The sequence below is a fragment of the Phenylobacterium sp. genome (genome assembly GCF_041920015.1).
In the GTDB taxonomy this organism is placed as follows: Bacteria; Pseudomonadota; Alphaproteobacteria; order Caulobacterales; family Caulobacteraceae; genus Phenylobacterium.
Genome location: NZ_JAYRST010000018.1, coordinates 14838 through 37446, shown reverse-complemented (window position 1 = coordinate 37446; position 22609 = coordinate 14838). Strand labels below are relative to the sequence as shown.

General features: G+C 67.1%; 18 protein-coding genes and 2 tRNA genes. 11 read left to right on the top strand and 9 right to left on the bottom strand.

Annotated features, from left to right (window positions below):
• Positions 1 to 71: 71 nt before the first annotated feature.
• Positions 72 to 1469 carry a peptide MFS transporter gene (locus ACE3TL_RS06030; protein ID WP_374577820.1) on the bottom strand — a complete coding sequence of 466 codons (1398 nt, stop codon included), beginning with the start codon at positions 1467 to 1469 and terminating at the stop codon, positions 72 to 74.
• An 87-nt stretch (positions 1470 to 1556) separates the two neighbouring features.
• On the bottom strand, positions 1557 to 2198 hold the full coding sequence (locus tag ACE3TL_RS06025) for a TetR/AcrR family transcriptional regulator (RefSeq protein WP_374577819.1): 642 nt from the start codon (positions 2196 to 2198) through the stop codon (positions 1557 to 1559).
• Between the two features lie 170 nt (positions 2199 to 2368).
• Here ACE3TL_RS06025 and ACE3TL_RS06020 point away from each other — a divergent pair, with 170 nt between their 5' ends.
• From ACE3TL_RS06020 to ACE3TL_RS06000, 5 genes are all read left to right on the top strand, one after another.
• On the top strand, positions 2369 to 4657 hold the full coding sequence (locus ACE3TL_RS06020; protein WP_374577818.1) for a TonB-dependent receptor: 2289 nt from the start codon (positions 2369 to 2371) through the stop codon (positions 4655 to 4657).
• Positions 4658 to 4659: 2 nt separating this feature from the next.
• The gene (locus ACE3TL_RS06015; RefSeq protein ID WP_374577817.1) at positions 4660 to 5022 is read left to right on the top strand and encodes a cytochrome c5 family protein; all 363 of its coding nucleotides are present in this window, start codon (positions 4660 to 4662) and stop codon (positions 5020 to 5022) included.
• The gene (locus ACE3TL_RS06010) at positions 5022 to 6437 is read left to right on the top strand and encodes a D-arabinono-1,4-lactone oxidase (RefSeq protein ID WP_374577816.1); all 1416 of its coding nucleotides are present in this window, start codon (positions 5022 to 5024) and stop codon (positions 6435 to 6437) included. The genes ACE3TL_RS06015 and ACE3TL_RS06010 overlap by 1 nt, the downstream gene beginning before the upstream one ends.
• A complete protein-coding gene (locus ACE3TL_RS06005) occupies positions 6430 to 7704 on the top strand; it encodes an alanine racemase (protein WP_374577815.1) in 1275 nt (424 codons plus the stop codon). The genes ACE3TL_RS06010 and ACE3TL_RS06005 overlap by 8 nt, the downstream gene beginning before the upstream one ends.
• Before the next feature lie 90 nt (positions 7705 to 7794).
• Complete coding sequence (locus tag ACE3TL_RS06000) at positions 7795 to 9429, top strand: GMC family oxidoreductase (RefSeq protein WP_374577814.1); 1635 nt, start codon at positions 7795 to 7797, stop codon at positions 9427 to 9429.
• Positions 9430 to 9685: 256 nt separating this feature from the next.
• On the opposite strand, the gene ACE3TL_RS05995 is transcribed toward ACE3TL_RS06000, so the two are convergent.
• The 5 genes from ACE3TL_RS05995 to ACE3TL_RS05975 are packed head-to-tail and all read right to left on the bottom strand — an operon-like array spanning position 9686 to position 17428.
• Positions 9686 to 10741, bottom strand: coding sequence for an amidohydrolase family protein (locus ACE3TL_RS05995; RefSeq protein ID WP_374577813.1), 1056 nt, complete (start codon positions 10739 to 10741; stop codon positions 9686 to 9688).
• A gap of 8 nt (positions 10742 to 10749) precedes the next feature.
• The gene (locus ACE3TL_RS05990) at positions 10750 to 11889 is read right to left on the bottom strand and encodes an ABC transporter substrate-binding protein (protein WP_374577812.1); all 1140 of its coding nucleotides are present in this window, start codon (positions 11887 to 11889) and stop codon (positions 10750 to 10752) included.
• Entirely contained in the window at positions 11889 to 13031 is a 1143-nt protein-coding gene (locus ACE3TL_RS05985) for an ABC transporter ATP-binding protein (protein WP_374577811.1), read from the bottom strand. The genes ACE3TL_RS05990 and ACE3TL_RS05985 overlap by 1 nt, the downstream gene beginning before the upstream one ends.
• Entirely contained in the window at positions 13028 to 14881 is a 1854-nt protein-coding gene (locus tag ACE3TL_RS05980; protein ID WP_374577810.1) for an ABC transporter permease, read from the bottom strand. Before ACE3TL_RS05980 ends, ACE3TL_RS05985 begins: the two co-directional genes overlap by 4 nt.
• 3 nt (positions 14882 to 14884) lie before the next feature.
• Positions 14885 to 17428 carry a TonB-dependent receptor plug domain-containing protein gene (locus ACE3TL_RS05975; protein ID WP_374577809.1) on the bottom strand — a complete coding sequence of 848 codons (2544 nt, stop codon included), beginning with the start codon at positions 17426 to 17428 and terminating at the stop codon, positions 14885 to 14887.
• Positions 17429 to 17615: 187 nt separating this feature from the next.
• Here ACE3TL_RS05975 and ACE3TL_RS05970 point away from each other — a divergent pair, with 187 nt between their 5' ends.
• The 4 genes from ACE3TL_RS05970 (at position 17616) to ACE3TL_RS05955 (ending at position 19563) form a co-directional block, all read left to right on the top strand.
• The gene (locus ACE3TL_RS05970) at positions 17616 to 18134 is read left to right on the top strand and encodes a DOPA 4,5-dioxygenase family protein (RefSeq protein ID WP_374577808.1); all 519 of its coding nucleotides are present in this window, start codon (positions 17616 to 17618) and stop codon (positions 18132 to 18134) included.
• 373 nt (positions 18135 to 18507) lie between these two features.
• Positions 18508 to 18717 carry a cold-shock protein gene (locus ACE3TL_RS05965; RefSeq protein WP_374577807.1) on the top strand — a complete coding sequence of 70 codons (210 nt, stop codon included), beginning with the start codon at positions 18508 to 18510 and terminating at the stop codon, positions 18715 to 18717.
• Between the two features lie 22 nt (positions 18718 to 18739).
• A complete protein-coding gene (locus tag ACE3TL_RS05960) occupies positions 18740 to 18988 on the top strand; it encodes a hypothetical protein (RefSeq protein ID WP_374577806.1) in 249 nt (82 codons plus the stop codon).
• A 359-nt stretch (positions 18989 to 19347) separates the two neighbouring features.
• Positions 19348 to 19563: a hypothetical protein gene (locus ACE3TL_RS05955; protein ID WP_374577805.1), complete on the top strand. Its 216-nt coding sequence runs from the start codon at positions 19348 to 19350 to the stop codon at positions 19561 to 19563.
• 273 nt (positions 19564 to 19836) lie between these two features.
• On the opposite strand, the gene ACE3TL_RS05950 is transcribed toward ACE3TL_RS05955, so the two are convergent.
• A tRNA-Pro gene (locus tag ACE3TL_RS05950) sits at positions 19837 to 19913 on the bottom strand.
• 144 nt (positions 19914 to 20057) lie between these two features.
• Here ACE3TL_RS05950 and ACE3TL_RS05945 point away from each other — a divergent pair.
• A tRNA-Gln gene (locus ACE3TL_RS05945) sits at positions 20058 to 20131 on the top strand.
• A gap of 93 nt (positions 20132 to 20224) precedes the next feature.
• Positions 20225 to 21946 (top strand): hypothetical protein, encoded by a 1722-nt coding sequence (locus tag ACE3TL_RS05940; RefSeq protein WP_374577804.1) that lies wholly within the window; start codon positions 20225 to 20227, stop codon positions 21944 to 21946.
• Here ACE3TL_RS05940 and ACE3TL_RS05935 read toward each other — a convergent pair.
• The coding region (locus tag ACE3TL_RS05935) for a hypothetical protein (RefSeq protein ID WP_374577803.1) at positions 21935 to 22609 on the bottom strand (675 nt) is incomplete at its 5' end. The genes ACE3TL_RS05940 and ACE3TL_RS05935 overlap by 12 nt on opposite strands.

The window sequence follows — 22609 nt, the reverse complement described above, 5'->3', positions numbered from 1 at the left end:
CTAAGCCTAGCGTTTCGGGCCTGACAAAACGAAAAACCCTATTGTCTCCAGTGGGGAAATCTATGGAGCGGCTAAGCCGCCGCCTCCAAGGGGTCGGGGCCGACGGCGGCGGGGCTGAGCCGCCGGGCGAAGATGCGGCCGACCAGCAGGAAGACGACGCCCGCGCCGAACGCGATGGCGGCGTGCATGAACCAGAAGCGGCTGGCCGGCATCTTTTCGAGCAGGCCGCCCAGAATCCCGACGGTCTGGTTCGCCGCGAAGAGGTGCAGATAGTAGATGCCGATGACGGCCCCCGCGACGGCCTTGGGCGCGGCGCGGGCGAAGAGGGCGAGCGACACGGGCAGGATGTTCGCGAACGCGATGCTGTTGAGCACGTGGAAGGCGACGCACCAGAGCAGGTTGACCTTGGTTCCCGTGGCTTCGGCGATCGCCGCGCCGGCGGCCAGGCACAGCACGCCGGCGACCGAGACGAAGGCGCCGATGGTCAGCTTGCCGATCTCGTCCGGCTCCTTGAACCGCGCGGCCCACATCCGCCAGAAGACCACCATGATCGCCAGGAACGAGACGGAGACGGCCGAGTCGAGCGTGATGAGCCAGGTGGTCGGCGCCTTCTGGCCCATGATCTCCAGGTTCACCGCGCGGTCGGCCCAGATCAGATAGGCGTTGAAGATCTGCTGGTTGCAGAGCACCGACGCGGCCATGACCGGCAGGAGCGCGACCAGCAGGAGGATCGTGCCTCGTTCGCTGGGCGGAAGCTTGGGCCGGGCGACGCCCTTCGCCGGCAGCGGCGGGTCGGGCGGTAGGTAGCGGCGGCCGCTGAGATAGATGACCAGGGCGATCAGCATGCCGACGCCGGCCGCGCCGAAACCGTAGTGCCAGCCGACCTTCTCGCCCAGGGTGCCGGCGATGAGCGGGGCGGCGATCACCCCGGCGTTGATGCCGAGATAGAAGATCTGGAAGGCGTCGGCGCGGCGCAGATCGGTGTCGCCATAGAGCGCGCCGACCTGGCCGGCGATATTGCCCTTGAAACAGCCGGTGCCGAGGATCAGGCAGAGCAGCGCCAGCAGGAACGAGACGTCGAAGGCCATCAGGAAATGGCCCGCCGACATCAAGAGGGCGCCTAGGATCACCGTGCGGGTCTTGCCCAGCACCCGGTCGGCGAGGAACCCGCCCAGGATCGGGGTCAGATAGACCAGGCTGGTGTAGAGCCCGAAGATCGCCGAGGCGACGGCCTGGATCGACGCGCCCGGGTGATAGATCACCTCGATGAAGCCGTGGAAGGCGGGAAAGCCCGCGATCCTGTCGACCTGCGGGCTGAGGAGCAGTTGCTTGGTCATGTAGAGAACCAGCAGCGACTGCATGCCGTAATAGGAGAAGCGCTCCCAGGCCTCGGAGAAAGCGAGGAAGCCCAATGCGCGGGGATGGCCGAGGAAGGCGGTGTCGTCTTGGGCGGCGGTCTTCGAGGTCATCCGATGCTCCAGGGCCGCCGCGCGCCGACGACCGGCGCGGGACCACGCACCGACGCCTTTAGGCCTGCGCCGCGGCGTTGTTAAGCGTCACCCTGCCGCAGGGCGCGCCGGCCGCGTGTCGAGCAGGGCGACGCGCTGGATGCGCGCGGCTTCGGCGAAGATGGCTGCGCGTTCGCTGTCGGAGGCCTCGCTCGCCATCTCGTTGACGCCGTAGCCGAACTCCACGCCCACCCGCATGCGAAGCCACAACTCTTGCCGCGTGAGCTCCGGCAGCAGCGGCGCGAAGGCGTCGGTCAGCCTGTCGGTGACGTATTCGTGCGACTGGACCCGGACATGGGTCAGGCTCGGCGTGGCGTGCAGGGCGCGTTCGATCCAGGTTCCGCCCGGCTCGGCCCAGGTCACCCGCGTGGTTTCGTGAAGCAACTCTTCCAGATGGTCGGCATAGGCCTCGATGCCTTGGCCCCCGTGCCGTTCGAGCCAGGCGATCAGCACCTCGTTCTGGCGGTCCATCAGGCGCACGCCCAGCGCTTCGAGCACTGCGTACTTGTCGGCGAAGTAGTGGTAGAGCGCCGGTGGCGTCACGCCCGCCCGGCGGCAGATCATGTTGGTCGAGATCCGCTCGATCCCGACCTCGGCCAGCAGTTCGCCGGCGATGTCGAGAAGCATTTCACGCGTCGACTTGCCGGCCTGGCCCGCCACGGCGGTCGCCGCCGACTTTGGTCTCGCCACTTGAAACTCCTCCTTGCTCCCCAGGCTGAGGAAGCGGAGCGGCCATGCCTGACCGCCACGCCCGGCTTCGTCAACCCCGACCTTCCCGATCACGCGGAGGGCAAGTTGACGAATATAGTGATGACTATATTATAGCGATAGCTATAGCCCGATAATCGAGGGGGAAACTCATGCGGGGGATGCAAACGGGCCTGCTGGCCGGGGTGTCGGCGGCGGCGCTGTTCTGTGCGGCGGGCGCTCACGCCCAGGCGGCCGACGAGCCGACGACCGTCGAGGACATCGTCGTCACCGCCCAGAAGCGCGAACAGAGCCTGCAGAGCGTGCCGGTGGCGGTGACCGCCTATACCGGCGAGACCATGCGCGAGCTGGGCGTCCAGTCGAGCGCCGACGTCGCCCGGGTGGTGCCGAACGTCGAGATCGGCCTGCCGGGCGGGGAGGGCAACCAGCCGCTGATCTACATCCGCGGCGTCGGCCTTTCCGACACCAGCTCCAACAACGCCGGCCCGAACGGCGTCTATGTCGACGAGGTCTATGTCAGCTCGCCCGGCGCCCAGACCTTCCAGATCTTCGACCTCGAACGCGTCGAGGTGCTGAAGGGCCCGCAGGGCACGCTCTATGGCCGCAACGCCACCGGCGGGGCGATCAACTTCATCTCCGCCAAGCCCCGCGACGAGTTCACGGCCCAGGCCATGGCGTCCTACGGCTCGTTCAACACCCTGACGGGCGAGGCTGCGGTCGGCGGGGCGATCAACGATGCGGTCCGTGTGCGCCTGGCGGCGGCGGGGGCGCGGTCGGACGGCTACATCCGCAACGAGCTGACTGGCGGGCGCGAGAACGGCAAGGGCTACTTCGCCGTGCGCGGCCTGATGGCGGTGGACTTCAGCGACGATCTCGACGCCCTGTTCAGCCTGCATGGCGGACGGGTGGACGTGCGTGCGCCGCAATATCGCAGCCTGGGCGTGCTCGACCCGGCGACCGGCGCGCCGTGCGATGCTGCGGCGATCCGGGCCGGCGTCTGCGGCAACATCCTCGGCTACGTCAATCCGACGAGCTTCTACGCCGGGTCCTATGACCGCAGGGAGCGGCTGGAGGTCGAGAACTGGGGCGCCTCGGCGCGGTTCAACTGGACTCTCGGCGAGATCACCCTGACCTCGATCACCGCCTACGACTACAACGACAAGATCCACCGGGAAGACACCGACGCCAGCCCCCTGGCGCTGATGGCCATCGACTACGGCGTGCGCTCGGAGACCTTCACCCAGGAGGTGCGGCTGTCGGGCAAGGGCGAGCGGACCGACTGGGTGGCCGGCGCCTATTACCTGCACGAGGACCTGAAGCAGAACCAGACCGTCGATCTGTTCCGCGAACTGCGCTTCCTCACGCTGGGCGAGGGCGCCGATCCGGCCGGCGACTTCACCGGCGGGGCGCCGGTGCTGTTCTCCCGCGCGCTGAACGACCAGAAGACCGAGGCCGCGGCCCTGTTCGGCCAGATCGAATATGCGATCCTTCCCGAACTGCGGGCCACCGTCGGCGCGCGCTACAATTACGAGAAGAAGCAGTTCAGCGCCGTCGGCCAGTTCGAGGACGCGGTCATCGGCGGCGTGGCGATCCCCGGCGGCGTGCTGCCGCTCTACGCCTTCGACCAGAGCGCGCGCTTCGAGAACGCCTCGTTCAAGCTGGGCCTGGACTACGACCTGGCCGAACGGGTGATGGTCTATGGCAGCGTCTCGACCGGCTTCAAGAGCGGCGGCTTCAACGGCGGTTTCCTCAGCTTCGATCCGGTGGAAGCGGCCCGCCAGGCCCAGCCCTTCGACGAGGAGACCCTGATCGCCTACGAGGCCGGCTTGAAGTCGACGCTGCTGGAGGGCCGGGTGCGGCTCAACGCGGCGGCCTTCTACTACGATTACAAGGACCTGCAGCTTTATACTCTGGTCAACACCGGGGCCTTGCCGCTGCAACTGCTCGACAACGCGGCCAACGCCACGATCTACGGCGCCGAGGTCGAGCTGGTCGCCAAGCCGGTCCAGCACCTGGACGTGACCATGAACCTCGGCCTGCTCGACACCAAGATCGAGGACTTCGTCAGCGCCGGGGCGAACTTCTCCGGCAACCGCCTGGCGCTGTCGCCGAAGGTGACCTTCAGCGGCGTCGCCAGCTACGAGATTCCGCTCCGGAACACCAGCGCGGCGGTGGTGCTGCAATCGTCGGTCTCCTATCGCAGCAGCCAGTTCTTCTCGGCCGACAACGATCCGCTGCTGTCGCAGGACGGCTACTGGCTGGTCGGCGGGCGGATCGCCCTGCGGTCGGACGACGGACGCTGGGAAGCTGCGGTGTTCGGGCGCAACCTGACGGCCGAGCGCTATGTGAACTATGCTGTAGACCTCTCGGACTTCGGCTTCATCGAGCAGAACATCGGCGAGCCGCGGATGTTCGGCCTCGAATTCAAGGTGGCGTACTGACCATGCGGACCCTGACCGTGCGGACCCTGGCCATAGTGTCGTCGGCGCTCGTCCTGGCCGCCTGCCAGGGCCAGCCGCCGGCCAAGCCGATCACGCCGGAGGAGAGCGCGGCCCTGAAGCCGGCCGACGCCCGGCTGGCGGGGCTCTACGAACAGGCCTGCAAGTCCTGTCATACGGTGGCCGACACCGGCGCGCCGCTGACCGGCGACCGCGTCCAGTGGGACGTGCGCTGGAAGAAGGGCGAGGCCGAACTGGTGAACAGCGCGATCAACGGGCTGGGCGGCATGCCTGCGGGCGGCCAGTGCTTCGCCTGCTCGCCGGACGACTACAAGGCGCTGATCGCCTTCATGGCTGGGAGGGAATGATGTCCAAGGTCTCCAGACGGGCGATGCTGGCGGGCGCCGGCGTGGCCGGCGTAGCGGTCCTCGGCGCCGGCGGCCTGGCGGGCCGGCGGATGTGGCTCGACCGCGAGCCGGCGGCCTTGCCGGCCCAGGACGCCCAGGGCCGGCTGCTGTGGCGCAACTGGTCGGGCGTGGCGCACGCCTATCCCGCCAGCCGCGCCGCGCCGAAGAGCGAAGGCGAACTGCTCGACATCCTGAAGAGCTCGCCTGGGCCGATCCGGCCGGTGGGGGCGGGGCACTCCTTCACCGCCCTGGCCCCGACCGATGGAACCCTGCTGACCCTCGACGGCATGACCGGCCTTGTCTCGCACGATGCGGCGACCCACCGCGCGGTGGTGCGGGCCGGGACGCGCCTGGCCGAGCTGGGACCGGCCCTGGCCGCTGTCGGCCAGGAGATGATCAACCTGCCCGACATCAACAAGCAGTCGGTTGGCGGGGCCATCGGCACCGGCACCCATGGCACCGGCAGGGGCATCCAGGCGGTCCACGGTTCGGTTGTGGCGCTGCAACTGGCCACCCCGACCGGCGAACTGATCGACTGCGACGCCCAGACCAGGCCCGAGGTGTTCAACGCCGCGCGCGTGGGCCTGGGCGCGTTCGGCGTCGTGACCCAGGTGACCTTGCAGAACCAGCCGCTGGGCCGGGTGGTGAAGCGGACGGCGGTGCGGCCGCTGGACGAGGTGCTGGAGGCGTGGCCGGACCTGACCCGGCGCCATCGCAACGCCGAGTTCTTCGCCGTGCCGTTCACCGGCTACGCCGCGCTGGTCACCCATGACGTCACCGACCAGCCGGTTCGGCCGCGCGGACCCGATCAGGACACCGAGACCTTGATGGCGCTGAAGCAACTGCGCGACCTCTTCGAGTTCGCGCCGTCGCTTCGCCGCAGCATCGCCGAGCGCGAGTTCGGGAAGATTCCGCCGGAAGAGGTGGTCGACGAGGGCTGGAAGCTGCTCTCCAACGAGCGGCCCGTGCGCTTCAACGAGATGGAATACCACCTGCCGATCGAGGCCCAGATTCCGGCGCTGCGAGAGGTGCTGAAGGCCATCGAGACTCAGCGGAACGATGTCTTCTTCCCCATCGAGGCGCGGATCATCGCCGCGGACGACGCCTGGCTCTCGCCGTTCTACGAGCGCGAATGCGGCTCGGTCGCGGTCCACGCCTATTACAAGGACGACTACGACTTCTTCTTCAGCATCATCGAACCGATCTTCCGGCGTCATGGCGGCCGCCCGCACTGGGGCAAGCTGCATTCGCTGAAGGCGCGCGACCTGGCGCAGATCTATCCGCGCTGGCGCGAGGCCGGCGAGGTCCGCCGCGCCCTCGACCCGCAGGGCCGGATGCTGAACGACTATCTGAAGGGAATCTTCCTCGATGGCTGACCAGACCCGTCGCGGCCGCTGGACGCGGCGCGCGGCGTTCATCGGCGGCGGGGCGGCCGTGCTGGGCGGGGCGGCGGTGCTGGCCGCGCGCAAGGGCGACCAGGGCGGCGGGCACGACGCCTATTTCCTGGCCCTCTCGCAGGCCTTGCGTCAGGCGGGGGTCGCCCATCCGGTCCTGGTGATCGACCAGCGCCGGCTGGACCAGAATATCGCCGTCGCGCGCGAGACCTTGGCCCCGAAGTCGCTGCCGTTGCGCGTGGTCGTCAAGTCGTTGCCCTGTCAGGCGCTGATCGACCATGTGGCCACGGGCATGGGGACCGAACGCTTCATGGTCTTCAACGGGGCGATGCTGGAGACCATGGCCGCGCGCCCTGGCGCCGACCTGCTGCTGGGCAAGCCGCTGCCGGCCGCCGAGTTCGCGGAAATCCTGGCCAAGGTCGGTCCGGAGCCGATGGGCCGCATCCAGTGGCTGATCGACACGCCCGAGCGTCTGAAAGCCTATGGCGAGGTCGCCAAGGCGCGGGGCGTTCCGTTGCGCACCAACTTCGAGATCGACATCGGCCTGCACCGCGGCGGCTTTCCCGACGCCCAGGCCCTGGCCGAGGCGCTCGCCCTCGCCGGGGACCTCCCTGGCGTCTCGGTCGACGGCCTGATGGGCTATGACCCGCATGTGCCGAGCATGAGCGACCCGCAGGCCGCCTACGCCCAGTCGCAGGACCGCTACCGCGCGGCCATCGAGGCGTTGCGCAAGGCCGTGGGCGAGCGGCCTCTGACCCTGAACGGCGCCGGCAGCCCGACCTATACGTTCCACGCCAAGGGCACGCTCGCCAATGAGGTCTCGGTCGGGTCGGCCTTCGTCAAGCCCGAGCATTTCGACACGCCCGGCCTGGAGCGCCACGTCCCGGCCGCCTTCATCGCCACCCCGGTGATCAAGGCGCTGGACCGGATGCGGCTGCCTGGCAACGAGTGGCTGTCAGGGCCGCTCAACTTCATGGACCCGAACACCAAACGGGCGTTCTTCATCTATGGCGGCAACTGGCTGGCCAGCCCGCTGTCGCCGCCGGGGCTGGAGTTCAACAGCCTGTTCGGCCGCTCCAGCAACCAGGAACTGCTGACCGGATCGGACAAGGTTTCGCTGAAGGCCGACGATTACGTCTTCCTGCGGCCTTTCCAGAGCGAGGCGCTGTTCCTGCAGTTCGGCGACATCGCGCTGTTCGACGGGGAAAAGATCACCGGCTTCTGGCCGACCTTCGCCGTCTCGGCTTAGGGTGTCTCGACCGCCTGCAAGCCCAAGCAGGTCGAGGTCGTCGTCGAGGCGCCGAGGCTTGGCCGGAGCGCTCCTCTCCGATGGAAGAGCATGGCTGAGGACGCAGCGCCGTTCGAAGGCGCGTACGACTACATCGTGGTCGGGGCCGGTTCGGCCGGCTGCGTGCTGGCCAACCGGCTGTCGCGGGACCCGCGGAACCGGGTGCTGCTGCTGGAGGCGGGGGGCCGCGATGACTGGATGTGGTTCCACGTGCCGGTCGGCTATCTGTTCGCCATCGGCAATCCGCGCTCGGACTGGATGTTCGAGACCGAGGCCGAGCCGGGGCTGAACGGGCGCTCGCTCAAATATCCGCGCGGCAAGGTGATCGGCGGCAGTTCGGCGATCAACGCCATGATCTCCATGCGCGGACAGGCGGCCGACTACGATCACTGGCGCCAACTCGGCCTGACCGGCTGGGGCTGGGACGACGTGCGGCCCATCTTCCGCCGGCTCGACGATCACTTCCTGGGCGAGGGCGAACACCACGGCGTCGGCGGCGAATGGCGGGTCGAGACGCCGCGGGTGCGCTGGGCGGTGCTGGACGCCATAGCCGAGGCCGCCTCGCAGATGGGCGTTCCGCCGACTAACGATTTCAATACCGGCGACAACACCGGCGTCGGCCTGTTCCACGTCAACCAGAAGCGCGGCCTGCGCTGGTCGGCCGCGCGCGGCTTCCTGAAGCCGGCCCTGGCGCGGCCGAACCTGCGCCTGGAAGCCGGGGTGCTGGTCGAGAAGGTGCTGTTCGAGGGCCCCCGCGCCGTCGGTGTGCGGTTCAGGCGGGGCGGCCAGGCCTTCGAGGCGCGGTCGCAGGGCGAGGTGATCCTGGCCGCCGGGGCGATCGGCTCGCCGCAGATCCTGCAGCTTTCCGGCGTCGGCCCGGCCGATTGGCTCGCCGAAGCGGGCGCGCCGGTCCTGGCCGATCGGCCGGGCGTGGGCCGCAACCTGCAAGACCACTTGCAGCAGCGGGCGATCTACAAGGTCCGCGGCGTGAAGACGCTGAACGAGACCTATCACTCACTGGTGGGACGCGGGCTGATGGGGGCGGAATACGCGCTTCTCCGGCGCGGGCCGCTGACCATGGCGCCTTCTCAACTGGGCATCTTCACGATCTCCTCGCCGGAGCACGAGCGGGCGAACATCCAGTTCCATTGCCAGCCGCTGTCGCTGGATCGGTTCGGAGAGCCGCTGCACCGGTTTCCGGCGGTGACGGTCTCGGCCTGCAACCTGCGCCCCACCTCGCGGGGAAGCGTGCGCCTGCGCTCGCTGGACCCGGCCGCGCCTCCGCGCATCGCGCCGAACTATCTCGCCACGCCGGAAGACCGGCAGGTCGCGGCCGATGCGATCCGCGTGACCCGCCGCCTGATGGCCCAGCCCGCGCTCGCCCGCTTCTCGCCGCAGGAACACTTGCCCGGCCCGGCGGTCGGCGACGACGAGGCGGCCCTGGCGCAAGCCGCCGGCGACATCGGCACGACGATCTTCCATCCGGTGGGAACGGCGAAGATGGGCTTGCCGTCCGACCCCGCCGCCGTGGTCGACGCTCGCCTGCGGGTGATCGGCCTGGAGCGCCTGCGCGTGATCGACGCCTCGGTGATGCCGACCATCACCTCCGGCAACACCAACACTCCCACCATCATGATCGCCGAGCGTGGGGCGGCCATGGTGGTGGAGGACAGCCGCGAAGCTTGATCGCTCGGCGAAACTGGAGATTGGATAAAATACTTTCAGGAGCGTTGTAGGATTAGCCAAGTCTTCTTGGGAGCTTGGCGGAGAAGTCGGCTACGAGCAGGCCCTCGGCGCGACCGCCTCGACACGCGCCTCAACGCTGGCTTCAAGCTCAAGCTCGCCTACGAGATCAAATGGTGACGGCGCGCGCACCAGGTGGAAATTCGGCAGATCAGCGGGGATTTTGAGCGGCTCAGGAATCTGGCGCCATTCTCGAGCCTCACGTCTGAAACGGTTCGGCTGGTTCGAGGTCCACCCCCTTGGCATGCAGCAACTTCCGGCCGTTGTCGGTGAAGATGGCCTGCCTCTGCGCCGCGGTGATCGGGGCGGCGAGGACGTTGTCGATCGTCGGACGGACGCTGGGCATCGGCGCGAAGTCGGAGCCGAAGACGATGCGATCTGCGCCAAGGACGTTCGCCGCCATGGCGATGGCCTGCGGGCCACGGCCGGCGGCGCCGGTGTCGAGCCAGATGCGCTCGAAGCGCGAAGCAGGATCGCTCACACCATATCGTTCGGCCGCCATTGCGACCTGCTCGGCCACGAGGCCGATGACGCCCGAGCCGCCCAGCATGGCCACCTGGACGGTCACGTCCGGGTAGGCGTCGAGGAAGTCGGTGAATGCGAGGGTGATGACGGCGGCGGCGAAATGCCAACTGGTGTCCAGGGCTCCGCGGATCGCTGCGGTGTCGGCGTGCAGGCTGGGGGCGGGCTGACCCGGCACGGTGGCGTGCGCATATCCGGTGTGCAGGTAGATATGGCTCCTGCGCCGCTGCGCCTCTGCGAAGAGCGGCGCGAAAGTCCGCGCGCCGGCCAGGCTCGCCAGGCCGTTGACGGGCAGGGTTCCCCCGATGAGGCCGAGTTCGTCGTGGCCGCGCGCCAGTTCCCGAACGGACCAGGCGATATCCGAGGTCGAGAGCGCCGCCAGTCCGCTGAAACGCCGCGGATGACGTGCGACCAGTTGGCTGAGGTCGTCATTCCAGGCGCGCCATAGCGGCAGGGAGTCCTCGGCTTCCAGGGCTGGATCCACCCCCAGCGTGGTGGGCCAGGAGATCAACTGGTGGGCGACGCCTGCCTTGTCCAGATGGGCCAGCCGCAGGTCGATATCGAACCATTGCGGTCCCAGCGCGAAGGGCGGTCCCGAGACACCAGGGCCGGTGCGTTGCAGGCTCGGCGCGCCGCTTTCGTCGACGATGCGGGGCGCATGGCCACGCGCCTTGAGCCGTTCGACCGAGCGCGGGGAGAACCAGTGGCTATGCAGGTCGATGATCTGGGACATGGATGCTCTCAGGATTGGGGCTTGAGCCGCTGCGGGGATTGCCAGATGGCTTTCAACTCAGGCGTGGCCTGCGCGAGCAGGGCGGCGGCCCGCGGCGGTGGCGGTGGTTCATAGAGCCGGCGCTGCTCGGGGTCGGTCGGGAAGCCGGCGGGCGACGGGGCGCCAGGCATGGTCCCCAAGGCGAAAGCCTCCTTGGCCAGCAAGGCCTGGGCGTCGGGAGTCAGAAGCCAGGCGAGCAGCAGGCGTGCAGCGTGCGGGTGTGCGGGGGCCTTGACGATTCCCTGGCCAAACGGGACCAGCAGCGACAGTTCCGGGTCGAAGCGGATATCCACCGGCGCGCCCTGCTGGCGTTGGCGGGCGAGCGGAGCCAGATAGGCCCAGGCGTTGTAGGCGATGCGGCCCTGGGCGAGGGCGGTGATCGAGCTTTCTGGTCCGCCGCCGCTGCGGCCGAGATCCCGCAGGGCCTGCAGTTGCTCGCGCGACAGCAGGCCCCGCTCGCGCAGGGTGACGATCGCGACGTCCGTGGTGCCGGCGCCGCCGCCCGGACTGACGTATTCGAACTGGTTTTTCAGGCCGGGCGAGAGCAGTTGGTCCAGCGTCCGCGGCGCCTCGGCGGCGGCTGTCCGCCGTCTGTTGTAGGCCAGGCCGAACACCTTGGAATAGGCGTAGTGGACCCGTGCCTGCGGGTCTCTGAACCGCTCGGGCAGGCCGCTTGCGGTCGGCGGCGAATAGGCCTGGAGATAACCCTTGTCGGCGATCGCCTGGATGACGTTGACCGGCTGGGACACGATGTCGGCATAGTGCGCGCCGGTCGCCTTCTCGATATCGAGCCGCTCGGTCACGCCCTGAGGCGAGACGTGCATGTAGGTGACGCGTATGCCCGGGAAGGCCTGCGAGAAGGCGATCCAGACCCGCTGCCATTCGGAGTCGGTCGCGGCCTGATAGAAGACCACGTCCCGCTCCCCGGCGGCCAGCGCCTGGGCGTAGAGGTCGCGCAGCGCGGTCTGCTCGGCGGCCGTCCCGCTCAGCGCGCGGGTCGGCGCGCCCGGCGCGGCCGAGAGCGCCTCGCCCTGATGCGCGCCCCAGGCGACGAGGCCGCCGGCGGCCAGGGCGGCGGCGGCGATGCGAAGGCTGTAGGGAAGCCGCATCAGGCCGCCCGCTGTTCGGACGCCGAGGGAACCTCCGTCCGCGGCATGGCCACGAGCTGTCCCGGCCGCGCGGCGATCTTGACGGTCGCGCCCAACAGATCGCGGTCGCGCTCGCGGCCCAGGCCCCATACGCCCAGCGGCGCCTGCGCCGAGATGCTTGTTCCGCCGACGGCGACGACGCCCACATAGTGATCGCCGGCATAGGTCAGAGACTGGAGCCGGCCGGAAAGGCCGTTTCCCTCGGTCGTGGCGGGCAGCAAGCTCAGTCCCTGAGCGCGGACCGCGAGGGTCGCAGCCTGGCCGGCGGCCAGTGGCTGAGGCGTGCGTGCAGGGAGCTCGACTCCGAGCGCTTCGATCCAGATCAGCGCCTCGTCGCCAGCCTGACGAACGACGCGGCCGTCCAGGATGTTTTCGAAGCCGACGAAGGCTGCGGTGAACGGCGTGCGGGGGCTGAGGAAGATATCCGCCGCCGTTCCGATCTGCTCGATGTGTCCCCCGTTCATCACCGCCACGCGGTCGGCCAGCGCCATGGCTTCGGCGTGGTCGTGGGTGACGTAGACGGCGGTGAAGCGGGTTTCGCCGTGGATGGCGCGAAGATCCTGACGCAGGCGTGCGCGAAGCTGAGCGTCGAGGTTGGAAAGCGGTTCGTCGAACAGCAACAGGCGCGGTTTGGCCACCAGGGCGCGGGCCAGGGCGACACGCTGTTGCTGGCCGCCGGAAAGCTCGCCTGGAAAGCGCCGCTCGTAGCCGCTCAGCCCGACCAGTTCGAGCGCCGCCCCGACGCCGCGGCGGATATGGTCTCCGCGTGCGCCGCGGACCTTGAGCGGGTAGCCGACGTTCTGCGCCACATCCATGTGGGGCCAAAGGGCGTAGCTCTGGAAGACCATGCCGACGTCGCGCCGCTCCGGCGGAACGAAGAGGCCGCGCGCCGCATCGGCCACCAGATCGCCGCCGATGGCGATCGATCCTCCATCGGGCTCTTCCAGCCCGCCCACGCAACGAAGGGTGGTGGTCTTGCCGCAACCGGACGGTCCCAGCAGGACGAAGAGTTCGCCGTCGTCGATATGCAGGTCGAGATTGTTGACCGCTCGCACGCTCTGGCCGAAGCGCTTGCGGACGTCGTGCAGGATGACTTCGCTCATGAGGCGCTTTCCTGGTTGGGTTGGAAGGCTGTGCGGGGTCGCGCCAGTCGGGGCGACAGGCTGCGGGCCAGCCACAGAACGGCCTGGCCGGCGGCCCAGATCGCCAGGGCGGCGAGCAGCAGCAGGATGAGCAGGGCGGCCGCCTGGCCGAAGTCGCCGGAGCCCTGCATGTTGTAGGCGACCACGGCCACGGTGTTGAGGCCCGGAGACTTCAGCAGCAGCGGCACTTCCAGATTGCCGGCGACCATCAGGGCGGTCAGGAACCAGGCTGCTACGAAACTGGGTGCGGCCAGGACCAGCACGATCTCGAAGAAGCCCTGGCTGGGCGAAGCTCCGCCGATGCGCGCAGCCTCGAACAGCGCCGGCGAGATCTGGGAAAGCGCCGCCGAAGCGATCTGGCTGGCGAGCGGCGTCGCCACCACGATCAGCGCCAGGATCACCAGCCAGATCGAGCCGTAGAGCTGGTGGAAGGCGGGGATGCTGAGCCAGGCCCAGGAGATGGCCACCGCCGTGACCACTCCGGGCATCGCCATCGGGATCAGCAGGCTGAAGCGCGCGGCCACCGAGGCCCCGCGTCCCAGGCCCTGGACCACATGGGCCGTGGCGAAGGCGAAGGTTGCGGTCGCGCCGCCGACGATCAGCGCGAGAATGGCGGTGACGCGCACCGCTTCCAGCACGCGCGGCCATTGCAGCACCTCGGCATAGCGCCGAAGCGAAAAGCCGTCATAGACGCCTGGGAACGGCTGAAGCGACGTCACGATCAGGGCGGCGCCTGGCAGGACCAGGGCGATCAGCAGATAGGCCGCGATGAATAGGCCGAGAGTAGGCCCGGCCTGGCGCAGGCGGAACGGGCGGGCGCTGCGGCCCTTGCCCGCCACCGAGACGAATCCGCGCCGGCCGAGATAGCTCTGCTGAACGAGGTAGAGGCTGGCCACCGCTGCGACGAAGACCGTCGAAAGCACGCTGGCCTGGGCGTACTGCGGCTCGGCCGCGCCGCCCACCATGTTCATCAGCAGGGTCGAGATCACCACGATCCGTTGCGACGCGCCGAGGATGAGCACCGGGTCGAACACCTGCAGGCCGGCGACCACGCCCAGCAGGATCGCGCTGGTGAGCGCAGGCGCCAGGCTGGGGAGATTGATCGAAAAGAAGGTCCGCACCGGGCCGGCGCCGGCGATGTAGGCCGCCTCGTCCTGGGCTGCGTCCAGCGCGCGGAAGGCGCCGAGCAGGAAGAGATAGGTGATCGCTGTCTTCTTCAGGATCAGCACGGTGTAGACGCCGGCCCAGCCTTCGGCCGCCAGCCAGGGCGTCTCAAGCTCGAAGGCCGCACGGAGCGCATCGTTCAGCAGCCCGCTGTAGGGATTGGCCAGGGCCGTGAAGGCGATGGCGTAGAATACCGCCGGCGTGACCACGACCAGCGCCATGGCCGGAGTGATCAGCCGGCGAAGCGGCGCATCGGTACGCTCGGAAAGGAAAGCCAGGGAGGCGGCCAACGCCGTGGCCGCGGCGGTGGAGATCAGGGCGATCTTCACCGAGTTGAGGATAGCCGTGAGCGTGCCGGGATTGCGGAAGGTCTGCGCCCACGCCTCAAGGGTCCAGACGCCCGGCAGGAAGGGCGAGGTGCTGCGGAACGAGCCCGCCACCAGCATGGCCAGCGGCCAGACGAACAGCAGGATGAGCAACAGGACCAGCGGCGACAGCCGCCCGGCCCGCCGCGCCTGCAATGGCGACAGGTTTCCGCCGGCGAGCTTCGAGAAACCTGTCGCCGCGCGGGCCGCCAATGAGGTGGCGCGGGCCGGCTGGCCGGGGGCTCGCAGCCGCGAGGCCGGGGCAAGGGTGACCTCGACCATGGATCAGAACTCGTGGCTGACGCGCACGTAGTAGAAGGCCCCGCTGGCCCCCTCCGGCGCGATGAAGCCGAAACGGTTGATTCCGTTCACACGGTTGGCGGTGATGAACTCCTCGGGATACTGGTCGAAGAGATTGTTCGCGCCGATGTAGGCCCGCGTCTGCTCCGAGAGGGCGTAGGACGCCTCGGCATGGACGATCCATTGGGCGGAATAGGTCTGGTCGTTGGCCGGATTGGTCGGGTGGAAATAGGTGTAGGCGCCGTAGCGGATGGCGTTGACGTCCAGGCTCCACCTGTCGGCGCCGTAGCGGGCGCCCAGCACGGCCTTGTACTCGGGAACGCCGCCCTGCAGGTCGTTGATGGCGCCGCGGGTGAACAGGGTCGCGCCGCCTATGCCGGTCTTGATGTTGGCGACCTTGGTGTCGAACGTCGAATAGGCTGCCGAGAGGTCGAGGCGCCCGTCGCCCAGGTCGAAATGCTGGCGCGCGACGATGTCGACGCCCTTGGTCTCGACGTCGACCCCGTTGGTGTAGAAGCTGACCGCCGTGATTTCCGGCGTGCCGGCCGCGGCGGTGGCGGCGTTGACATAGGCCCCGGTCAGACCGTTGCCCGCGGCGCCCGCCGCCAGCAGGATCAGTCCGTCGATCTTGATCCGATAGGCGTCGAGGGTCACCGAGGTGGATGGCGTGGGCCGCCACACGAGGCCAGCCGACAGGTTCTGAGAGGTCTCCGCATCGAGCGGCCCGCCGCCCAGTTGCGGGATGATGGGATTTTCCGGCTGGTATCTGCGGGTGCGGGTGGTCGGCAGGATCGAGCCCGAGAAGCTGAAGGTGCCTGACGACGTGGTCACCTGTTGGCCGAGTTGGCCCAGGCTGGGGGCGCGATAGCCGCTGCTGACCGCGGCCCGGATGGCGAACTGATCTGTGAAGTCGTAGCGTGCGGAAAGCTTGCCCGTAGTGGTCGAGCCGAAGTCCGAATAGTCCTCGAACCGCACCGCGCCGCCGAACCGCAGCTTCGGCGTGACCACGAGGTCGGCGGCGATGTAGCCGCCGAACACGTCCCGATCGTAGGAGCCGAGATCCTCGGGATTCAGGCCGGCGATATCGGTCGCGCCCCAGCGCGTGGGCTTGCCGGCATTGGGGCCGTCCAGGATCGCAACGCCGCCGTTGCCGTAGGATTGCAGTTCGCCCGGGGTCTTGGCGGTCCAATCCTCGCGCCGATAGGCGATCCCTGCGCTGAGGGCGATGGGTTCGGCGAGGACGTCGACCGTCAGGTTCTTCTGGTAGTCCAGGCCGATATTGGTCTGCGAGGCCTCGAAGGCGCCGTTGTAGAAGTCCTTCTTGCTGGCGAGGCCGAAGCTGGGCGAGACGCTGTTGTGCAGATAGCTCTCGACGCGATTGTCGCCATAGCTGACCGACAGGTCGAACTGGCCGTAGCTCCCAGCATCGTACTGAAGCCCGGCCGTCGCCGAACGGTCGCGCAGCCGCACGTCGGTGATCGGCTGGAAACCTTCGGGATAGAAGGCCCGGACGTTGAAGTCCGACGACGGGGTTTGGGGATTGACGCCGTTATAGGTCCGGGTGCGCGCGTAGTTGGCGAAGCCGTAGGCGCGCAGGGCGTCGGTGAGGTCGACGGCGCCCTTGGCCAGGAACGCGGAGTGTTCGATGTCGCTGTTGCCCCAGCGGCCTACGTGGCCGCGCTCGGCGGTCGCCTCGCGGGGATCCCAGAAGGTTCCAGCCGGCAAGGTCGCGGTCGGATCGTAGTTGGCGGGCGCATTGGCCGGCGCCACCGGCTGCCCCGCGGCGTCGATCAGCCAGTAACGGCGTCGGATGTCGGCGCCTGAACGGTCGGTTCCATCGCGCTTCGACCAGTCGCCGCTGAGGTTCAGATAGCCGTTGCGGGGAAGACGGACGCCCCACCAGCCGTTGATCGAGCGGGTCAGGCCGTCGCCCGCCGAATACTGGCCGAGCTCGGCGGTGACTTGTCCGCCCTCTGCGTCCTCTCGAAGCACCAGGTTGAGCACGCCGGCGATGGCGTCCGACCCGTATTGCGCCGAGGCGCCGTCCCTCAGCACCTCGATCCGGCTGATCGCCGAGGCGGGGAGGGTGTTGATGTCGACATAGTTCGCGCCCGGATACGGGTCGGCGCCGCTGACCTGGGCCGAGGCGTAGCGGCGCTTACCGTCCACCAGCACCAGCGTCAGGTTGGGCGAGAGGCCGCGCAGCGAGGCCGAACGGATGCCGCTGGAGCCCTTGGAGGCGTTCTGGCCCTGCGGGAAGTTGAACGAGGGCAGGGTGCGCTGCAGCGCCTGGTTCAGCACCACCCCGCCGGTCTTCTCCAGGGTCTCCGCTCCCACGACGTCCACCGGGACGGGACTTTCAAGGGCGGCGGTGGCGCGGCTGTTGCCGATCACTACCAGTTCTTCGACCGCCGCGTCGGCCAGAACCGCCGCTGCGGCGGCGCTGGCGGGTTGGGCGTGGGCGGCGAGCGCCAAGGCGTAGCTCGATACGCCCGCACCTAGGGCGGTCATGGTGCGCGTAGGGATCATGGGGTCGTGCAGCCCGGCCGGTTGCGGCCGCCTTCTCATCTCGAAAACAGGAAGGCTGGCTATAAATCCTATAAATCAGATAGGAATAATGGAATATCTACGAAACCAGTTAGATTTTCTCGCCTTGGCTTGGGCGTCGCCAGGGCGTTGGTTCTGGCCAGATCGTAAGTTTCAGCCGGAGATGAAAATGTCGGAAATCCCAAGCCCCATTGGGGAAATCGCAGCCTATCACTGCCATATCTACTTCCAGCCCGAGACCCGTCACATCGCAGTCCGGTTGAACGAGGAACTGCAGGACCGCTTCAAAATCTGGGACTATCGCTGGCTGGACGAGACCAACGGCCTGCACCCTACGGCCATGTTTCGCTTCGCCTTCCCGAAAGACGATTTCCAGGCCTTCGTGGAATGGATTCTGCGTGAGCGGGAGGGGCTTTCAGTGCTGGTCCACGCCATCACCGGCGACGACTATGTCGATCACTCGTATCTCACCCTCTGGCTCGGCAAGCAGCTGGAGCTCGGCCTGGATAGAATGAAGGCGGTGCGGGACGCCCGGCTGGCCGCGGGAGAGGCTCTGGACTCGCGAGTGCTCGTCACCGCGACCGCGATCGAGGAGGCGGGCAAGGTGCGATACCAGCCCGGCGACGATCCCTATCGCGGCGTCATCGGCGCCTCCCAGCCGCTCGGATGGGGCGAGAGAACCGCCTAAGGGGCCAAGGGGGCGGGTGGTCGCGTTCGCCGCGGACCGTAGCGGAGTAGGGGCGCGGTGTCGTCGGGCAGGCCGATGGTGCAGAGCACCGCCGTGACGTCCTCTTGAGCGATATCTTCGAAGGCCTGAAGGGAGATTAGGTTCGTCCTGCAGAACAGGCCTTAATCGCAGGGTTCCCAAAAAGTATTTTCACAATCTTCTTGCGGATCGACTGGCAAAGCGTCATCTTGGAGAAATCAAATATCGCTTAGGCTCGCCTGGCGCTTTTGTCGAAATTGAATATTTCGGCCGCGCACTAGCACTCGACCCTCTCCGAAAATTTGACCTCATCGCCTATTTTGGGCGTGAGAACTCATGTCCGGAAGGGACAATCATGCAAATCGGCACAGTTAAGTGGTTTAATGGCCAAAAAGGCTTCGGCTTCATCCAGCCTGACCAAGGCGGCGGCGACGTGTTCGTCCATATCTCCGCGGTGGAGCGCGCCGGCATGGCCTCGCTTCACGAAGGTCAGAAGCTCTCCTTCGAACTGGAGCGCGACAGCCGCAGCGGCAAGACCTCGGCCGGCCAACTGCAGGCCGCCTGACGCGCGATGCGGCGGCGCGCCAGTGGCGCGCCGCCATATCCGCGCCTGCATCCTGAGGCGTCGTAGAACCATGGAAACCCCGGCTGAGATCAGAGAACGCTGGCGCTACCTTCGGGACCTGCTGATCGAACAGCTTGGCCGCTTCGAAAGCGGTGCGCTCCAGATGCATTCCAACGATGAGAACGTGAGCCTGGGCGCAATCGCCACGATCAAGCGTCAGATCGAAGATTTCGACACGCTGATCACCCGGAGCGAGGCCCGCGATCCGTGAACATGGCCGCGCAGGGCCGCACCCTGGCGGAAGTAGACATTAGACGAGATGAATTACAGATACCAAGACGGGGGCGACGCCCCCCTGCGGCAGGCTATCGCGAGAAATCCGGCCGCCGATCTTCACCAACTCCATCAATCCGATCCGGCCTTGCGGGCGATGTCCTTGGACCATCTCGCCTTGCGGATCGACCGGTTGAGAAACAACCAGACCTTCGCGGTGCGGAAGTAGCGCGCGGCGAACCCAGAGCATTTTCCGCCGAAGTGGACGCCGGTTCGGCGCAGAAAATGCTCTAAATTCAAACAGTCTTGAGCGTGATCCGATCCCATCGGAACGGATAACGCTCTCAGGAGCTACGGATGACCAAGGGCGAACTCAAGGCGCAGGAATACCGCACCAGAGCCGAAGACGCCTTGGCTTCGGCTGAGGCCACGAGCCTTGCACGTGTCCAGGAACAGCGCCGCCGCGCCGCGGCTGTCTGGACCGGCATGGCTGAAGCCGAGGAGCGGCGGGCCCAGGATGCACAGGCCCGCAGCGCCCATGCTCTCCACTTGTCCCAGGCCCGCTCCGCCTGAAAGTCTGAAACAAGCTGCGGATCGGCGGCGGGCGAGCGCCAGCGGCGCGCCAAGCTTAAGACGTCGGCAGTCTTGGCGTTTGGGCGGCGATCATCGCTCACCTTGTTATTTCCTCTGTTCTCGAGGACGAGAGTCACACCTCTGGAACGTCAGGACTTGGGAGCTGGGCGGCTCTCGGAGAGCCGTAGGTGCGCGATCGGGCTAGCCTAAGGCGCGGACTTCTGAGGGGTATTCGCGGGGAGGGAATTCACCCCGCCTTGACGGGGGAATGAATGGTCGGAGTGGCAGGATTTGAACCTGCGACCCCCGCGTCCCGAACGCGGTGCTCTACCAGACTGAGCCACACTCCGACTTGGGAGGGCGCCTTATAGAGGCAACCGAACGGCCCTGCAAGCGGGCCTGAGACACCTTTTTTGGGGTGTTGCATCCGGCGATCTGCTGAGCTATCTCCACGCCCTCGCCGCGGGGGACATGCTCTCCCGAGCCGTTCCTGCTGGGGAATGGTGTAATGGTAACACTGCGGTTTTTGGTACCGTCATTCTAGGTTCGAGTCCTAGTTCCCCAGCCAAACGCTTCTAAGCGTTTGAATCGACAGAAAACCTCGTAAAATCAGCCCTTCGTTAGGCGCGCAGTCACAAAAGGCTGTCACAAAATGCGCCTGATGAAGCACGTCGATCAGAGGGGCGGAATCTACCGCGTCCGCATGGTGATCCCGCCTGCGGCCCGCCATGCCTTCCCCGACCTTCCAGCGTCGGGGGACTACGCCGTCAGCCTCGGGACGCGCGACGAGGCCGTGGCGTTCCTGAAGGCGCCGCCGATCATCGCCGACCTCAAGCGGCGCATCGCCGCCGCCCTTCAAACGACTGCCTCGCCGGTCGTGCAGCCCGCTCCGGCGATCTACCGTCCTGCGGAGGTTCAGGCCGCTATCGAGCGATGGCGCGTGACCGCAATCAACGCCGCCGAAGCTGACCACTTCAGCGGCGCGGCGCCGGTGATCCCCATGTTCGGGGACGAGGCTATGGCGATCAGCGACTTGCGCCACAAGCTGGCCAGCGAAACCACCTTCGACCAGATCGCCGACTTTGAAGACCGGATGCGCGGCGCATTGGCCCGCGAGGGCGTGGACGTGCCCGCCGGTCACCCGCTGCTTGAGCAACCTGCGGCGCGGGCGTGGTTCGGCAAGGCGTGGGCGAGCGTCGAACGCCTTACCGAACAGTTCCGGCTGGGGGTGTTCAAGGAGTGGCCAGAGGAAGGGGCGCGGGAGGCCCCACAGCCGCCTTTGGCGCCGGCGCCCAGCCAAACCGCCTCCGTCACCATGAAGGCCCTCCTAGACCGCTATATCGCGGCCAAGAAACCCAAGAGCGAAGATGATCTTCGCTACCATTGGCGGCGGCTGGTCGAGCGCGTCGGCGACGTGGATGCTCAGGCCGTCACGCCCGACGCGCTGGAAGCCTTCCTGATCGACCTGCGCCGGTTTCCGAAGACCCGCCGACTGGACATCACCAAGCTCGGCTTCGACGAGATTTTGGCGAAGCACGGCGACGTGGCCCCGCCCATCGCAGAGCCGACCGTCTGGAAGCACTTTGTGAGCTACGGGCAGGTGTTCGGCTACGCCCAGACCATGCGGCTGATCCCCTTCAACCCCGTCGCCGCCGTGATGCCGTCCAAGCCAAAGCCGACGAAGGAGGTTCGGGCCTACACGCCCGACGAGATCGCCGACCTGTTCGCCAAGCCGATGTTCACCGGCTGCGCGAAGACGCACAACCGCAAGGGCGATCTGCACGGCTACCGCGCCGATCCCGGCGCCGTCGTCCTGAAGGATGGCCGGTATTGGATGCCGATCCTCAACCTGTTCCACGGCAACCGGATGGAGGAATGGGGCGGGGCGAAGGTCGCCGACATCAAGCGCGAGGACGAGATCGACTATCTCGACCTGACGCAGCGCACACTGAAGAACGGCACAGCGAACCGCCTCCTGCCGATCCATCCGAAGCTCATTGACCTCGGCTTCCTCGATCACGTCGCCGAACGTCGCGCCGCCGGGGATGTGTATCTGTTCCCCGAGTTCCCCCATGACACCAGTGAGGCGGATGACCCGGAAGCCTCCACCCGCCAGTTCACCAAGTGGTGGGGGCTATGGTCGGACGCGAACGGCTTTCCCGATCCGACCGTCAACTTCCACAGCTTCCGGCACACGTTCAAGCGCGCCTGCCGGGGCAAGATCACCGAAGAGATCAGCGATCTGATCACCGGCCACAAAGGCGTGGGCGGGGCCGGGCGCGGCTACGGCAAGGGTGTCGATCTGGCGGTGTTGGCCGAGGCGATCAAGCTGGTCGAGTTTCCGACGTTCAAGCTGACGGCAGTTCGATCCTCAGCGTCCTGAAGCGTTCTGTGAATCCCTTAAGATATGCGTTCGGACTGCCACAATCCGATGCCTAATATCTTCAATATCAAATAATAGATCGCCGCCACCCGGTCTATATTGCGCCAACGCATCGATCACTTCTTGAACGAGCGCGTCGTTCGGGAACTCAGCATCGAGCAAGCTCTCAAGGCGGTTCGCCGCAAGAATACCGGAGTCCTCACCCGACAGAAAACGGTCGAGATGAGCCGCAATCGATATGGCTCGCCAGTTGGCGGATCGGACTTCGACATCGGTCGCCGGTTTCGTCTTATGCTCGATCTTTAAGGCATTCCCAGCAAGAGGAGCTTTCGGCGAGTCCCACTGGGATTCGCACTCGTCACACATCAAAAGAAGTGCCCCCGTATCGCATCGTGAAACGGGCCAAAGTTCGCCTTGCCTGCACAAAGGACACTCGCCGAACGAAAAGTGGTTCATTTCTGTCCCTCGCCCATATGAGCGGAGCTTAGCCGAAGCAGCTTGATTGGTTAGCTCAGTTATAGACATGGCTTCGCCAATCCCTCGCCCATATGAGCGGAGCTTAGCCGAAGCAGCTTGATTGGTTAGCTCAGTTATAGACATGGCTTCGCCAATCCCTCGCCCATATGAGCGGAGCTTAGCCGAAGCAGCTTGATTGGTTAGCTC

Coding starts and splice junctions, on each gene's coding strand:
- ACE3TL_RS06030 (WP_374577820.1), bottom strand. CDS start 1,469: ATGACCTCGAAGACCGCCGCCCAAGACGACACCGCCTTCCTCGGCCAT.
- ACE3TL_RS06020 (WP_374577818.1), top strand. CDS start 2,369: ATGCGGGGGATGCAAACGGGCCTGCTGGCCGGGGTGTCGGCGGCGGCG.
- ACE3TL_RS06015 (WP_374577817.1), top strand. CDS start 4,660: ATGCGGACCCTGACCGTGCGGACCCTGGCCATAGTGTCGTCGGCGCTC.
- ACE3TL_RS06010 (WP_374577816.1), top strand. CDS start 5,022: ATGTCCAAGGTCTCCAGACGGGCGATGCTGGCGGGCGCCGGCGTGGCC.
- ACE3TL_RS06005 (WP_374577815.1), top strand. CDS start 6,430: ATGGCTGACCAGACCCGTCGCGGCCGCTGGACGCGGCGCGCGGCGTTC.
- ACE3TL_RS06000 (WP_374577814.1), top strand. CDS start 7,795: ATGGCTGAGGACGCAGCGCCGTTCGAAGGCGCGTACGACTACATCGTG.
- ACE3TL_RS05995 (WP_374577813.1), bottom strand. CDS start 10,741: ATGTCCCAGATCATCGACCTGCATAGCCACTGGTTCTCCCCGCGCTCG.
- ACE3TL_RS05990 (WP_374577812.1), bottom strand. CDS start 11,889: ATGCGGCTTCCCTACAGCCTTCGCATCGCCGCCGCCGCCCTGGCCGCC.
- ACE3TL_RS05985 (WP_374577811.1), bottom strand. CDS start 13,031: ATGAGCGAAGTCATCCTGCACGACGTCCGCAAGCGCTTCGGCCAGAGC.
- ACE3TL_RS05980 (WP_374577810.1), bottom strand. CDS start 14,881: ATGGTCGAGGTCACCCTTGCCCCGGCCTCGCGGCTGCGAGCCCCCGGC.
- ACE3TL_RS05975 (WP_374577809.1), bottom strand. CDS start 17,428: ATGATCCCTACGCGCACCATGACCGCCCTAGGTGCGGGCGTATCGAGC.
- ACE3TL_RS05970 (WP_374577808.1), top strand. CDS start 17,616: ATGTCGGAAATCCCAAGCCCCATTGGGGAAATCGCAGCCTATCACTGC.
- ACE3TL_RS05965 (WP_374577807.1), top strand. CDS start 18,508: ATGCAAATCGGCACAGTTAAGTGGTTTAATGGCCAAAAAGGCTTCGGC.
- ACE3TL_RS05955 (WP_374577805.1), top strand. CDS start 19,348: ATGACCAAGGGCGAACTCAAGGCGCAGGAATACCGCACCAGAGCCGAA.
- ACE3TL_RS05940 (WP_374577804.1), top strand. CDS start 20,225: ATGAAGCACGTCGATCAGAGGGGCGGAATCTACCGCGTCCGCATGGTG.